The sequence below is a fragment of the Testudinibacter sp. 'clade 2' genome, from assembly GCF_006227735.1.
GTDB lineage: Bacteria > Pseudomonadota > Gammaproteobacteria > Enterobacterales > Pasteurellaceae > Chelonobacter.
In genome coordinates, this window is the sequence record NZ_VDHB01000079.1 from 1 (window position 1) to 12,688 (window position 12,688).

The 12,688-nt window shown below is 47.2% G+C and carries 11 protein-coding genes and 1 other RNA gene; 6 read left to right on the top strand and 6 right to left on the bottom strand.

The annotated features are described in order from the left end of the window. Nucleotides 1-533: 533 nt before the first annotated feature. The 3 genes from FHQ30_RS07365 to cysZ form a co-directional block, all read right to left on the bottom strand. On the bottom strand, nucleotides 534-1,139 hold the full coding sequence (locus FHQ30_RS07365; protein ID WP_132965620.1) for a YagU family protein: 606 nt from the start codon (nucleotides 1,137-1,139) through the stop codon (nucleotides 534-536). 118 nt (nucleotides 1,140-1,257) lie between these two features. Then, complete coding sequence (gene cysK, locus FHQ30_RS07370; RefSeq protein WP_139611837.1) at nucleotides 1,258-2,208, bottom strand: cysteine synthase A; 951 nt, start codon at nucleotides 2,206-2,208, stop codon at nucleotides 1,258-1,260. Between the two features lie 130 nt (nucleotides 2,209-2,338). Beyond that, nucleotides 2,339-3,169 (bottom strand): sulfate transporter CysZ, encoded by an 831-nt coding sequence (cysZ, locus tag FHQ30_RS07375; RefSeq protein WP_139611838.1) that lies wholly within the window; start codon nucleotides 3,167-3,169, stop codon nucleotides 2,339-2,341. A 314-nt stretch (nucleotides 3,170-3,483) separates the two neighbouring features. Here cysZ and zipA point away from each other — a divergent pair, with 314 nt between their 5' ends. Then, entirely contained in the window at nucleotides 3,484-4,662 is a 1,179-nt protein-coding gene (gene zipA, locus FHQ30_RS07380) for a cell division protein ZipA (RefSeq protein ID WP_139611839.1), read from the top strand. Between the two features lie 71 nt (nucleotides 4,663-4,733). Next, a complete protein-coding gene (gene ligA, locus FHQ30_RS07385) occupies nucleotides 4,734-6,752 on the top strand; it encodes an NAD-dependent DNA ligase LigA (protein WP_139611847.1) in 2,019 nt (672 codons plus the stop codon). A gap of 72 nt (nucleotides 6,753-6,824) precedes the next feature. On the opposite strand, the gene FHQ30_RS07390 is transcribed toward ligA, so the two are convergent. The 3 genes from FHQ30_RS07390 to FHQ30_RS07400 form a co-directional block, all read right to left on the bottom strand. Beyond that, nucleotides 6,825-7,424, bottom strand: a complete 600-nt coding sequence (locus tag FHQ30_RS07390; protein WP_139611840.1) for a 5-formyltetrahydrofolate cyclo-ligase — start codon at nucleotides 7,422-7,424, stop codon at nucleotides 6,825-6,827. Nucleotides 7,425-7,460: 36 nt separating this feature from the next. Then, a non-coding RNA gene (ssrS, locus tag FHQ30_RS07395) (6S RNA) lies at nucleotides 7,461-7,643 on the bottom strand. 81 nt (nucleotides 7,644-7,724) lie between these two features. Continuing rightward, entirely contained in the window at nucleotides 7,725-8,039 is a 315-nt protein-coding gene (locus tag FHQ30_RS07400; protein ID WP_132965606.1) for a cell division protein ZapA, read from the bottom strand. A gap of 155 nt (nucleotides 8,040-8,194) precedes the next feature. On the opposite strand from FHQ30_RS07400, the gene FHQ30_RS07405 reads away from it, so the two are divergent. The 4 genes from FHQ30_RS07405 to FHQ30_RS07420 are packed head-to-tail and all read left to right on the top strand — an operon-like array spanning nucleotide 8,195 to nucleotide 12,591. Beyond that, on the top strand, nucleotides 8,195-8,749 hold the full coding sequence (locus tag FHQ30_RS07405) for a UPF0149 family protein (protein WP_139611841.1): 555 nt from the start codon (nucleotides 8,195-8,197) through the stop codon (nucleotides 8,747-8,749). Between the two features lie 33 nt (nucleotides 8,750-8,782). Beyond that, nucleotides 8,783-10,111, top strand: coding sequence for a Xaa-Pro aminopeptidase (pepP, locus tag FHQ30_RS07410; RefSeq protein WP_139611842.1), 1,329 nt, complete (start codon nucleotides 8,783-8,785; stop codon nucleotides 10,109-10,111). Between the two features lie 28 nt (nucleotides 10,112-10,139). Next, nucleotides 10,140-11,345, top strand: a complete 1,206-nt coding sequence (gene ubiH, locus FHQ30_RS07415; protein ID WP_139611843.1) for a 2-octaprenyl-6-methoxyphenyl hydroxylase — start codon at nucleotides 10,140-10,142, stop codon at nucleotides 11,343-11,345. Between the two features lie 16 nt (nucleotides 11,346-11,361). Beyond that, nucleotides 11,362-12,591, top strand: a complete 1,230-nt coding sequence (locus FHQ30_RS07420) for an FAD-dependent monooxygenase (protein ID WP_139611844.1) — start codon at nucleotides 11,362-11,364, stop codon at nucleotides 12,589-12,591. The last annotated feature ends 97 nt before the right edge of the window (nucleotides 12,592-12,688 follow it).

Sequence of the window (12,688 nt, forward strand, 5' to 3'; positions counted from 1 at the left end):
CTGTTGAATCATTCTATACAAATAAAAAAGAAAATTATGTGATCGAATTCGCAAATATTTAGGGTCTGTTGATCTTTGTTTATAATTTGAGCTATAGACTATTTTTCGCCACTCTTTTTGCAAATAAATAAGGCAAAAGTTGTGAAGTTTAGTGATTCTAAACGAACGGCTTTTAACGCAGTAGTGGCGAAAAAGAGTCATAGTCCTGCGGATTGTGTTTAAAATAAGCACACTCGTCGTTGTAACCCTCATCAATAGTCCCACTATTGATTTCGGCTTACGCCTAGATTGTGCTTATTTTAAACGACAACTCAAAATATAAACAAAGATCAACAGACCCTAATCTATCTTCATTTCGAGTCAAAATAAATTGGAGTATTTTATTGGTATTGCGTTAATTATTTGAAAAGCTTAGTGGATATGGAAAGTCGCGATAGGGTAGTTATCTTTTTTTGTATCTTTTTATTGGCATTTGGGTGTTTTTTAAGCAAAGAAATCTGGTAAGCCGCTTGGTTTACCAGATCAAATAGTGATTAACGTGCGGAACCGAGTGGTATTTCTGCGTCTGGTTCGTGCGTAATGCGATTGCGTAGATCACGACGGATTACTTCAATGGTCCAGAACCAGCAGATATGCCCGACTAGCTCGGAAACATGTTCATACAACGGCCATTCTGATACCGGTGGAGTCAAGCCCAATAATGGGAAAGTAATATAGTGCACGGCAATATTGGCGATTAAACCGGCGGCGATCCCTTGCCATAGTTTCACTCTTGGAAAACGTTCAGCAACGATACAGTAGCTGATGGCGAAGACCAATGAAAAAATCATATGGGTGACGCCAATCCAATTGAACGCGTGATCGGCAAAGGTGAATGCAGCTTGTGTCGGGTCGATACCTAAGTAGTCACGCAGAAAAACATGCGGCGGATTCAAGAATGCACGCGAGCAAACTTCCAGTGCCTGCGACGGATCTTGGCAAGCGGCAGTGAACAGATCCAACGGGCTGCGTGGCGGAAATGGATGTTCTGCCCCCCATTTTACAAACGCTGAAATGATGCCGCCGATGATACCGACAAACAGGGCTACCCCATAACGGCGACGGCTCGGATCGGTTTGTTGAAATAACCATTGAAACATAATATAAAACTCCAAATAAGTTTATAACAAATAAAAACCCAAGCAGATTTACTGCTCAGGTTTGAGATTATACTTATTTATGGTTATAAATTAAACATCAATTTAAGTAATTTTTGTGTTAAATGTCGATCCCGTCGAAAAGGGCGGTGCTGAGGTAGCGTTCCGAGGCAGAAGGCAGAATCACCACAACCAGCTTATCGGCAAATTCAGGCTGTTTAGCAATTTTGTCGGCAGCAGCCAATGCCGCACCGGATGAAATGCCGCCCAAAATGCCCTCTTCCGCCATCAAGCGGCGTGCAGTGGCAATTGCCGTTTCGCTATCAACGGTTTCGACACGATCAACCAGTGACAAATCCAGATTTTTCGGGATAAAACCGGCGCCGATGCCTTGAATTTTATGCGGACCCGGTTTCACCTCTTCACCGTTGCGCGTTTGGCTGATCACCGGCGATTCTGCCGGTTCAACCGCAATTGAGGTAATCGCTTTGCCAAAATCGTGTTTAATCGCACGGCTGATGCCGGTTATGGTGCCGCCGGTGCCTACGCCAGCCACGAGCACATCGATTTTGCCGTCGGTGTCGTGCCAGATTTCCGGTCCGGTCGTTTGTTGGTGAATCGCCGGGTTTGCCGGGTTTTCAAACTGTTTCAAAATGATATAACGTTTTGGATCAGATGCGGCAATCTCTTCGGCTTTGGCGATCGCACCTTTCATGCCTTTTGCGCCTTCGGTCAATACCAAATTGACACCCAAGCCTTTCAGCAGACGTTTACGTTCCAAGCTCATGGTTTCTGGCATGGTTAAGGTGATTTTATAGCCGCGTGCCGCTGCTACATACGCCAATGCAATGCCGGTGTTACCGCTAGTGGCATCAACAATTTCTTTCCCTTCGGTCAAAATGCCGTCTTTTTCTGCCTGCCACACCATATTGGCACCGATGCGGCATTTGACGCTAAAACTTGGATTGCGTGCTTCGATTTTTGCCAACAGGTTGCCGTTGTTGCCGAAATGTTTTAAACGCACTAACGGGGTATTACCGATGGTTTGTGAGTTATCTGCAAAAATTGTCATTTTAACCTCTTATGATGGAGTTAACGGTAAAAGCGATGGTTAGAGCATAGTCGCTTTTCTCATAAAAAAGTAATGGTTTGTGGTTATACTTTATAACATTCGGTTATTAGTCGATTTTAAAATTATAGGCTTAGTGAGGGTTGCTGACCGCACTTGAGGTCGCTGTTGCAACATCAGTTCCGGCTGCGTTTTTCTCGGCAGAGGCTTCACTTTGCCACGGACGGTAGTGATCAACCCAAAGTGCGCTTGCACCACAAACGGCAACCGGGATAATGATAAAATTTAAAAACGGAATAAAGGTGCAAATTGACACCAAACCGCCGAAAGTTAAATTCAGGCTGCGTTTTTCTGCCAGTTGGTAGCGCATTCGCATAAACGAAATTTTATGATTATCAAACGGATAATCACAATATTGAATCGCCGCCATCCAAGCACCGTAAAGAAAAAACAGTGGCGGAATAACGGTTTGCCCGACACCCGGCACAAAGCTCAGTACAAATAATCCGATAAACTTCGGAAATGAATAGGCAAATTTTTGCCATTCACGGCGCAACATTCGTGGCGTATCTTTGACTAAATCCAGCGCCCCCAGACTTTGATCGTTGGTTTGCCCGGTCAGTAATTTTTCTACTTTTTCTGCCAAAATACCGTTGAACGGCGCAGCGATAAAACCGGCTAATAAATTGAAAATAAAGAAAAAGACGATCAAAATGGTAATAATCGCCAAGCCGTAAACCAGATAGCTGATCCAATCTAGCCATGTCGGAACGAAACTCACGAGCCACTGTGCAAAATTGCCGATTTGCCCCAGCATCAGCCAAAAAATAGTGATTAGCAGCACAATATTAATCAAAATTGGCATCACGACAAAGCGGCGTAATCCCGGGCGGCTGATCAAATGCCAGCCGCGTAAAAAATAGGTCAGCCCTTGTTTGAATTCTGATTGTTCTGCTTGAAACATGGTTTATCGCTCCTGTGTGCGGTTATTGTTACTATTATAGCAGCTATAGCTGCGCTCACTATAAGTGACTGTCAACGCTAAAGCAAATCTTGATCATCAGCAGGTTTTGTGGATTTAATCATAGCCTTAAACATGTTAAACATAGTTTTTTAAGGAAAAAATATGATAAGCTTGCAAAATCAATTTCCGTTAATGGATATTGAAGGTGTTCAAGCGCGTTCATTGGCATTTATCTACTCGGCAACCACTTTATTAAAGTATCGGTTAATGTATAGATTCAATTAAAGAATTAGGTTCAATTAAAGAATAGGTTCATGATGGATTTGCATATTATTTTAATCATTCTAATCGTACTGATTTTGGCTATTCTCGTTGTGCATGGTTTGTGGTCGAGCAGACGTGAGAAATCACAGCTGTTTAAGGCGGCAAATACCTTTACGTATGATTCCAGAACCGCAGATTCGCTAAATTCACTAAAAGACGAGCCGGATTTGCTGCACCAACCTGCCTCAACTGACGGCAGAGGACAAATAACCGAGTCGCAAGCCAATGATCGTACGTGGCGAGCGGACGAAACCGCACTTTCACAGGCTGAAGCGCCGATAAATTCACCACGGCAGCCGACCCAACCAGCGGTTTCGGTGGAGCAGGCGGTCAGTAATATCCGTATCACCTTGCCGGAGCAAGGGATCACAGCCAACCAGACAACACAGAGTACATTGACTCAAAGTGCGGCTGACCATCACGCTAGCAGTGCGGATTCCTTATCCCGTTCGTCATTGTTGAATCGCACGATTGCCGATCTTGAGCAGGAATTTGACAGTGAAGAGGGGATTAATACCTCCTCTGAGCTATTGCGTGAGGAGCTGGCGCGGGTGACTCAACAGCGAAAAATCAATATAAGCCAAGAAGTTAGCGACGATCTTACCCGCAACTCTCCAAGCAGTCAAACCGCCGCGCCGAGCGAAGCTGCGGCAATCATTCGCGCACAACTGAATCCGGAAACTGAGAACAAATCGAGCCAGACACCGCAACCGAGCACCGACTCGATGCCATCTTCTGCTGAAAAAGTCGATGGTGCGCAAAGTAATGAAAAACCGAAAACAATATTGCTATATGTGGTTGCAGCGCAAAATCAAGCGTTTCAAGGCACGCAAGTGGTACAGTCACTGGATAATCTGGGATTTTTGTATGGTCAGCACAACTTATACCACCGTCACTTGGATTTAGACGGCAGCTCACCGATCTTGTTTAGTGCGGCGAATATGATGAAACCGGGTATTTTTGATCTGGACAGCATTGCTGATTTGCGCACTGTCGGTTTGGTACTGTTTATGCACCTGCCATCGCACGGTAGCGATCTGGCCAACTTCCGCTTGTTACTGCGTGCCGCGCAAACGTTGGCAGACGAGCTGCACGGACAAGTGCTAAATGACAAACGGCAACCCTTTGATCAAGCATCAAAAGAGTACTATTTAAGTTTGATTAGTTAAGCCTGTTCTAGCCCATCGAATAACCTGAACCGCACTTTGCTTAAAAGTGCGGTCTTTTTTAGAAAAATATGATGAATACACAAATTATTTCCCAACAAATTGAGCAGTTGCGCCAACAACTTCGTTATCATGAATACCAATACCATGTGTTGGATCAGCCACAAATTCCCGATGCGGAATATGATCGTCTGTTGAACCAACTCAAGCAGCTTGAAGCAGAGCACCCACAACTGATTAGCCCCGACTCACCGACGCAACGGGTTGGGGCGAAACCACTGTCAGGTTTTCGGCAGATTACCCATGAGCTGCCGATGTTATCATTGGATAATGCTTTTTCTGATCAAGATTTTTATGCCTTCGAGCGGCGAATTCAAGAGCGGTTAGGCAGCGTGGAAGAACTGACGTTTTGCTGCGAACCGAAACTGGACGGGCTGGCGGTCAGTATTTTGTATCTCAATGGCGTGCTAAGCCAATCGGCGACACGTGGTGATGGCACCACCGGTGAGGATATTACCAGCAATATTCGAACCATCCGCAATATTCCGCTGCAACTGTTGAGCGACACCCCGCCAGCTCGTTTGGAAGTCCGTGGCGAAGTGTTTATGCCACATCACGCTTTTGAACAACTGAACCAAGATGCGTTGCAGCATGGGCAAAAAACCTTTGCCAATCCGCGTAATGCAGCGGCAGGATCGCTGCGTCAGTTGGATCCGAAAATCACCCGCCAGCGTCATTTGAGCTTAAATGCCTACAGCATCGGGATTTCCGAAGGGGTTGAGTTGCCAGCCACTCACTATGCACGGCTGCAATGGCTGAAGTCGTTGGGGATTCCGATCAACAACGAAATTCGTTTATGCCAAGGCAGTGCTGAAGTGCTGAAGTATTATCAAGCGATTGCCGCTAAGCGCGATCAATTAGGCTATGACATTGATGGCACGGTGCTCAAAGTCAATGCGATTGCGCTGCAAGAACAGCTGGGCTTTGTCGCCAAAGCACCACGTTGGGCAATCGCCTATAAATTTCCGGCACAGGAGCAGCTTACGTTATTAAAAGATGTCGAATTTCAGGTTGGTCGCACCGGGGCGATCACCCCGGTGGCGAAGTTGGAACCGGTGTTTGTTGCCGGAGTAACCGTCAGCAATGCTACTTTGCACAACGGCGATGAGATCGAACGGCTTGGCGTGGCGATTGGTGATACTGTGATTATTCGCCGTGCCGGTGATGTGATTCCGCAGATTATCGGGATTATCGAAGATCGCCGTCCGGCAGATGCCAAACCGATCATATTTCCGCAACATTGCCCGGTGTGTGGTTCAGCGATTGTGCGAATTGACGGCGAAGCGGTTGCCCGCTGTACCGGCGGACTGTTTTGCGATGCGCAACGCAAAGAGGCGCTGAAACATTTTGTATCACGCAAGGCAATGGATATTGATGGCGTGGGCGATAAATTAATTGAACAGTTGGTCGAGCGGGAGTTGATCCACACCCCGGCGGATCTATTCCGTTTGGATAAAATCACCTTAATGCGTCTGGAGCGAATGGGGGATAAATCAGCACAAAATGCGTTGAATAGCTTAGAAAAAGCGAAAAAAACCACACTTGCGCGGTTTATCTTCTCGCTTGGCATCCGCGATGTCGGCGAAGCCACCGCACAAAATTTGGCGAACCATTTTAAAACCCTTGAAGCGATTCGTGCCGCCGATCAAGAGCAGTTAAAACAGGTGCAGGACATCGGCGACGTGGTTGCAATGCGGGTCTATCTGTTTTGGCAGGAAGAACACAACCGCAGCGTGGTGGAAGATCTGCTGGCGCAAGGTGTTCACTGGGAGGCGGTAGAAGAAAAAGAGATTAGCGATAATCCGCTCAAAGGCAAAAATGTGGTGCTGACCGGCACGCTGACTCAAATGTCACGCGACCAAGCCAAAGCTTACCTACAACAGCTCGGCTGCAAAGTCAGCGGCAGTGTTTCCGCCAAAACCGACTATTTGATCGCCGGTGAAAAAGCCGGTTCTAAACTCAGCAAGGCACAAGAATTGGGAATTTCGGTGCTGTCTGAAGCCGAATTTTTGGCGTTGGTTGCGGAAAGCTAGTCTCTCTTTGTCCCCCTATTTTGCGGGCGGGATAAAGATTTTACCAGCGTATTGCCGCAGTAAGCCCGATTCTCAGCCGACCAGAATCTGGCTCAACGGTACATCCCAATGTTCAATCGGTAATTGGTTAACCTGTTGACATTGGTGTGCCAAGCCGACAGCGATAACATTTCTCTGTTGCAGATGTTGCAAAGTGCGGTCGTAGAAGCCGCCGCCCATGCCGAGCCGGTTGCCTTGTCGGTCAAAGGCCACCAGCGGTGTGAAGATGATCTCCAATTCATTTTTTGTAACCAGTCGGGTCAGATCCAATTCAGGTTCTGGAATCGCAAACTGATTGGGTTGTAACAGGCTGTGGCGATCATAACGAAAAAACAGTAAATGTCCCGCCGTAAACGGATGCAAACGTGGCAGACAGACGGTTTTTCCTGCCTGCCATAGTTTTTCGATCAAAAGTGCGGTTGAAATCTCACCGTTAAACGCTAAATACAGCGCTACAGTTTCGGCGTCGTATTGGGCAATCAACGCGAGCGCTTGTCGGCAAATATTTTCAGCTGCTTGCTGCTGTTGCTCTGCACTAAGCTGTTGGCGTTTGGCACGCATTTGACGCCGAATTTGCTGGCGTTGTTGGGTGATATTGAGCGTTGGTTTTGTTGCTAGGCAAGAATCGGTCATAATCGTGACACTTGAATTGCTTCACAGAAGTTTGGATTGGGTCCCGAGGTGCCGTTGCGAATAATCGGTCCTTGAACCCTACGGTTCAAGGGAGCCAGTCATACCGTTTTCAGGCTTCTCGGTCGAACCGAGCTTGCACACCGACAGTGAGGGACCGACTCAATAAAAGTTAAGTATCGGCTCAGGGACTTAATCCGCTGACGCACACCCCAGGAAATTTGTTCTCTAAATACTAGCCTACTTTATCGAAAAGTGCCAGTGTTACAATGTGATAATGTGCCCATCCGCACATTTTTACGACTATTTGTTTACTATTTGCATATCTGCACCAACTTCCGCCAGTGCACTGCTCAACGAGGCATCCAATTGTTGAATGCGGTGCAGCATCGAATCTTGTTGTTGATTTTTGCGTTTCTCTTGTTGCAATTCAAAGGTTAAATTTAGCGCAACAATGGATAGCACCCGATCCATTTGCAACATGCCGCTGCGTTCTTTCAACTCTCCGACCCGCTGTTCCAGTTGCAATGCCGCTTCGCGCAGCGCCGATTGTTGCTCTTCCGGACAATGTAATCGTAAAACCTGACCAAAAATACGTAATTCGATATTTTCAGACATTTGCTAACCCCATGGACTGGCTTAATAAAAAGTAGCGATTATTATGCCATATTCTGCTGTTTTAACCATAGCGAAAGATGAATTTCGGGATTGTTTTGTTGGTTGTCATCGGCTTTGAGTGATAAAATAAAAGTCAACTTATTAGGAAGAAAAATATGACGACAACAACCTTAGACTATCGACAATTCAATCAGTTACTGAAAACTCATCAAATTGGTTTAAATGCTGCCGAATTACACGGCTTCCTCAGCGGACTGCTGTGTGGCGGCGGGCAAAAAGCCAATTGGAAATCCTTAACCTATCAATTCACCAACGAGGGACACGCCTATCCCACCGATGTAATGCAAAAAGTCGAGCAGTTGTATCAAGAGATTGATGACAGCCTGAGTGATGAAGAGCATTTTAGTTTTGAAATTTGGCTGGACGAAAGCAACCAATTCAACCGTGCTGATTCGCTTTCTGACTGGACCAACCATTTTTTATTGGGGCTTGGCTTGGCAAGACCACAATTGGAGCAAGATGATGACGAAGTGCAAGAAGCGGTTGCTGATTTGAACGATATTGCACGTTTGGGCTATGAAGAGGACGACGATGCCGAAGAGTTGGACGTGGCATTGACGGAAATCAGCGAATATCTGCAAACCATTGCGATGTTTTTCTACAGCAGTTTCAACCAAAAAATGCCGGTTGATACACGAGTGCTTCATTAATCATAATTATTAACTCAAAGTGCGGTAACCATTATGGATTTAACCTATTTGGCGGCGTTGCCGACAGCCGAATTTCAGCAACGGCGTCAACGTTTATGTGAACAATTGTCGGATGACAGCGCTCTGCTGATTTTCTCTGCGCAGGAGCAAACCCGCAATGCCGACAGCACCTATCCGTTTCGGCAAGACAGCTATTTTTGGTATTTAACCGGCTTTAACGAACCGGATTCAGCGTTGCTGCTGCTAAAACGTGGTGCTAAATATCAAAGTGCGGTTTTCCTGCGCCCGTCCGATCCGTTGCTGGAAACTTGGAACGGGCGGCGTTTGGGCGTCGAAAAAGCGCCGGACAGTTTAACATTGGATGCGGCTTATTCGATTGCAGATATTAATTTGGAATTGCCTAAATTACTCAATGGCATCACCGTACTGTATCAAGCGGAAGATCAGCAAACGTGGGGCGACAAAATTGTCAGCGACAGCCTACGTTATGCACGCCAACACCAACGACAAGGTTTCAGTGCGCCGACACAGCGGATCGACTGGCGACCGTTATTAGATGAAATGCGACTGTTTAAATCGGAACACGAAGTGGCATTGTTGCAGCAGGCAGGACAAATCTCTGCGTTGGCGCATTTGCGAGCGATGCGACAAACCCGCCCGAACCGTTATGAATATGAGATCGAAAGCGAAATTTTGCACGAATTCAACCGCCATGGCGCACGGTTTGCGTCTTATAACAGCATTGTCGCCGGGGGTGAAAATGCCTGTATTTTACACTACACCGAAAATGATCAATTGTTGCAAGACGGCGATTTGGTGCTGATTGATGCCGGTTGCGAATTTGCGATGTATGCCGGCGACATCACCCGCACTTTTCCGGTCAACGGGCAGTTCAGCCCAGCGCAAAGAGCGGTGTATGAGCTGGTGTTAAAGGCGGAAAAACGTGCGCTTGAGCTGTTGGTGCCGGGGGCGAGCATTTATCAAGTCAATCAGGAAGTGCTGAAAATCAAAGTTGCCGGTCTGGTTGAATTGGGGATTTTGCAGGGGGAAGTGGAGCAGCTGATTGCAGACAAAGCCTATTTACCGTTTTACATGCACGGCTTAGGGCATTGGCTCGGTTTGGATGTGCATGATGTCGGGCATTATGGCGAAAATCGCAACCGCACTTTGGAAGTTGGTATGGTGTTGACCGTGGAGCCGGGGCTGTATTTAAGCAAAAATAGCGATATTCCTGAGCAATATCAAGGCATCGGCGTGCGAATTGAGGATAATATCCTGATTACTGAATACGGCAATAAAGTGCTGACGGCGGCGGTGCCGAAAGAGATTGATGAAATCGAAATCCTGATGCAGCAAAAATAATACAGAAAAAACAGCGAGGAGAACGGCAATGGAAAAATCCTATGATCTAGTGATTGTCGGTGGCGCCATGAGCGGCTGTTGTCTGGCATTGGCGCTAGCGCAGCATCTGCCGGAGTTACGCATTGCCGTCCTTGAGAAAAATGCTAAAACAAAACCGCAGCCACGGCAAAAGTGCGGTTTTGATGCACGCAGTATTGCGTTGTCGCAGGGCTCTTGCCAAAAATTGCAGCAGATAGCGTTTAATGCCAAGCAAAGTTTATGGCAGAAAATCGCACCGTTGACGGAGGCAATCACCCAGATTCATGTTAGTGATCGTGGCCATTCCGGGATTGTTGAACTGTCGTCGCAAACTTTGCAGCTCAGCCGCTTGGGGGCGGTGATCGAGTTGGCAGCGATGGGCAAAGTCTTGTTGGAGGCGATTGCTCACTCCCCGAATATTGATTATCTATCCCCGGTGACCATTACCGAGTTGCAGCGCAGTGCGGATGCTGTTCACCTGCAATTAAGTGATCAATCCCAGTTACAGACCGCACTTTTGGTTTGTGCTGACGGCAACCATTCCACGATAGCACAGCAATGCGGCATCCATTATCAAACCTTGAACGACTATCAACAAAGTGCGGTGATCGCCAATGTTAAAACTGCGGTGGCGCACGATGGACGGGCTTTTGAACGCTTTACCGCACAGGGGCCGTTGGCGCTGTTGCCTTTGCAACAAGATTGGTTATCGTTGGTGTGGTGTGTACGCAACCCTGAAGCGCTGCTGGCGTTAGATGACACCGATTTTTTAGCACAACTGCAACAGCAATTCGGCTGGCGGCTTGGCAAATTTGAGCAGGTCGGCAAACGGAGTGCGTATCCGCTGAAATTGCAAAAAGCCGATCGTCAAATTCATCACCGCTTGGCTTTAGTCGGCAATGCGGCACAAACTTTGCACCCGATTGCCGGACAAGGCTTCAATTTAGGGCTGCGTGATGTGACTTGTTTGGCGGCGATCTTGGTGCAAGCGGTGCAACAGCGACAAGACTTGGGGGCAAGTGCGGTGTTGCAGCGCTATCAACAGCAGCGGCAAGCGGATCAGACACGGATGATCAATCTGACCGACAGCTTGGTTAATACCTTCGCCAACGATTTGCTGCCGCTGCAAATTGCGCGCAATGCGGGTTTGTTGGCGCTGTCCGCCTTTGCGCCATTGCAACAACAGTTTATCAAACCGACTTTAGGCTGGGTATAACAGACGGAATATCAATATGAAAAATGCAGATGTAGTGATTATTGGCGGTGGTATGGTTGGTTTGGCGCTGGCTGCTGCGCTGGAAAACAGCGCTTGCCAAATCGTGATTGTCGAGGCGTTTGCGCCGGATCCAAACAGCTTGTCGAACCTCAGCAACCGAGTCAGTGCGCTGAATCTTGCCAGTCAAAAAATGCTGCATCAGTTTGGCGTGTGGCAGGGATTAAAACAGGGGCGTTGCTGTGCTTATTCGCACATGGAGGTTTGGGAAAAAGACAGTTTTGCCAACATTCATTTTGATGCGGCTTCACTGGGTTTGGATCAACTGGGTTATATAATCGAAAACCAACTGATTCGCCACCACTTATGGCAAAAAATTACGCGCCAAACGAATGTTGAAATTCTGCACGGTAAGCCGAAAAGTTTGAATATCAATCAACAATGTGCTTTGCTCACGCTGGAAGACGGTACGATATTGACCGGAAAACTGCTGGTGGGCGCCGACGGCGCCAATTCGTGGCTGCGGCAACAAGCGGATATTCCCTTGAATTTTCGTGATTACGGGCACAGTGCGTTAGTTTGTAATGTGGAAACTGCCGAACCGCACTTGCACACAGCACGGCAAATTTTCACTCAGGATTCAATTTTGGCATTTTTGCCGTTGCAGCAACCGCACTTGTGCTCGATTGTCTGGTCACAACCGCCGGAAGCGGCAGAACAGCATTTGAACATGGACGATCAAGCGTTTAATAAAGCACTGAATATCGCTTTCGATAACCGCTTGGGCTTGTGCAACGTGGTCGGCAAGCGCCAAGCGATTGCGCTCACTGCGCGTTATGCCCGAGATTTTGTTAAAGCCCGAATTGCGCTGATCGGTGATGCGGCACATACCATTCATCCGCTGGCAGGATTGGGGGTGAACCTCGGTTTTATGGATGCGATGGCGTTGGCACAAGAGATTGAGAAAAATCTACAGCAACATCTCGATATTGGTGAACTGCGTTATTTGCGCCACTACGAACGCTGGCGTAAAAGCGAAGCAGTAAAAATGCTGGTCGCAATGCAGGGTTTTAAATCCTTGTTTAATGATCCGAATCCGCTGAAAAAACTGCTACGCGGGGTTGGCATGACCTTGACCGACAAACTGCCGATCGTCAAAGATCAACTCATGGCACAAGCGCTGGGACTCAATGGCGATCTGCCACAAAAAATCAAACAGATGCCGAATGATGAATTAATCTTCTCTTGAATGGAGATATAATGCCTGTAATAAGAGAAATATTAGATTTTATCGTTGAAGGATTACTTGCTGGACGTGGGGACCTCACTTATAAATATAACCATAC

Excerpts from the sequence above, each read along its gene's own strand:
- ligA (WP_139611847.1), top strand. The coding sequence starts at position 4,734 with ATGAATACACAAATTATTTCCCAACAAATTGAGCAGTTGCGCCAACAA.
- pepP (WP_139611842.1), top strand. The coding sequence starts at position 8,783 with ATGGATTTAACCTATTTGGCGGCGTTGCCGACAGCCGAATTTCAGCAA.
- cysK (WP_139611837.1), bottom strand. The coding sequence starts at position 2,208 with ATGACAATTTTTGCAGATAACTCACAAACCATCGGTAATACCCCGTTA.
- FHQ30_RS07405 (WP_139611841.1), top strand. The coding sequence starts at position 8,195 with ATGACGACAACAACCTTAGACTATCGACAATTCAATCAGTTACTGAAA.
- FHQ30_RS07365 (WP_132965620.1), bottom strand. The coding sequence starts at position 1,139 with ATGTTTCAATGGTTATTTCAACAAACCGATCCGAGCCGTCGCCGTTAT.
- FHQ30_RS07400 (WP_132965606.1), bottom strand. The coding sequence starts at position 8,039 with ATGTCTGAAAATATCGAATTACGTATTTTTGGTCAGGTTTTACGATTA.
- FHQ30_RS07390 (WP_139611840.1), bottom strand. The coding sequence starts at position 7,424 with ATGACCGATTCTTGCCTAGCAACAAAACCAACGCTCAATATCACCCAA.
- cysZ (WP_139611838.1), bottom strand. The coding sequence starts at position 3,169 with ATGTTTCAAGCAGAACAATCAGAATTCAAACAAGGGCTGACCTATTTT.
- ubiH (WP_139611843.1), top strand. The coding sequence starts at position 10,140 with ATGGAAAAATCCTATGATCTAGTGATTGTCGGTGGCGCCATGAGCGGC.
- FHQ30_RS07420 (WP_139611844.1), top strand. The coding sequence starts at position 11,362 with ATGAAAAATGCAGATGTAGTGATTATTGGCGGTGGTATGGTTGGTTTG.
- zipA (WP_139611839.1), top strand. The coding sequence starts at position 3,484 with ATGATGGATTTGCATATTATTTTAATCATTCTAATCGTACTGATTTTG.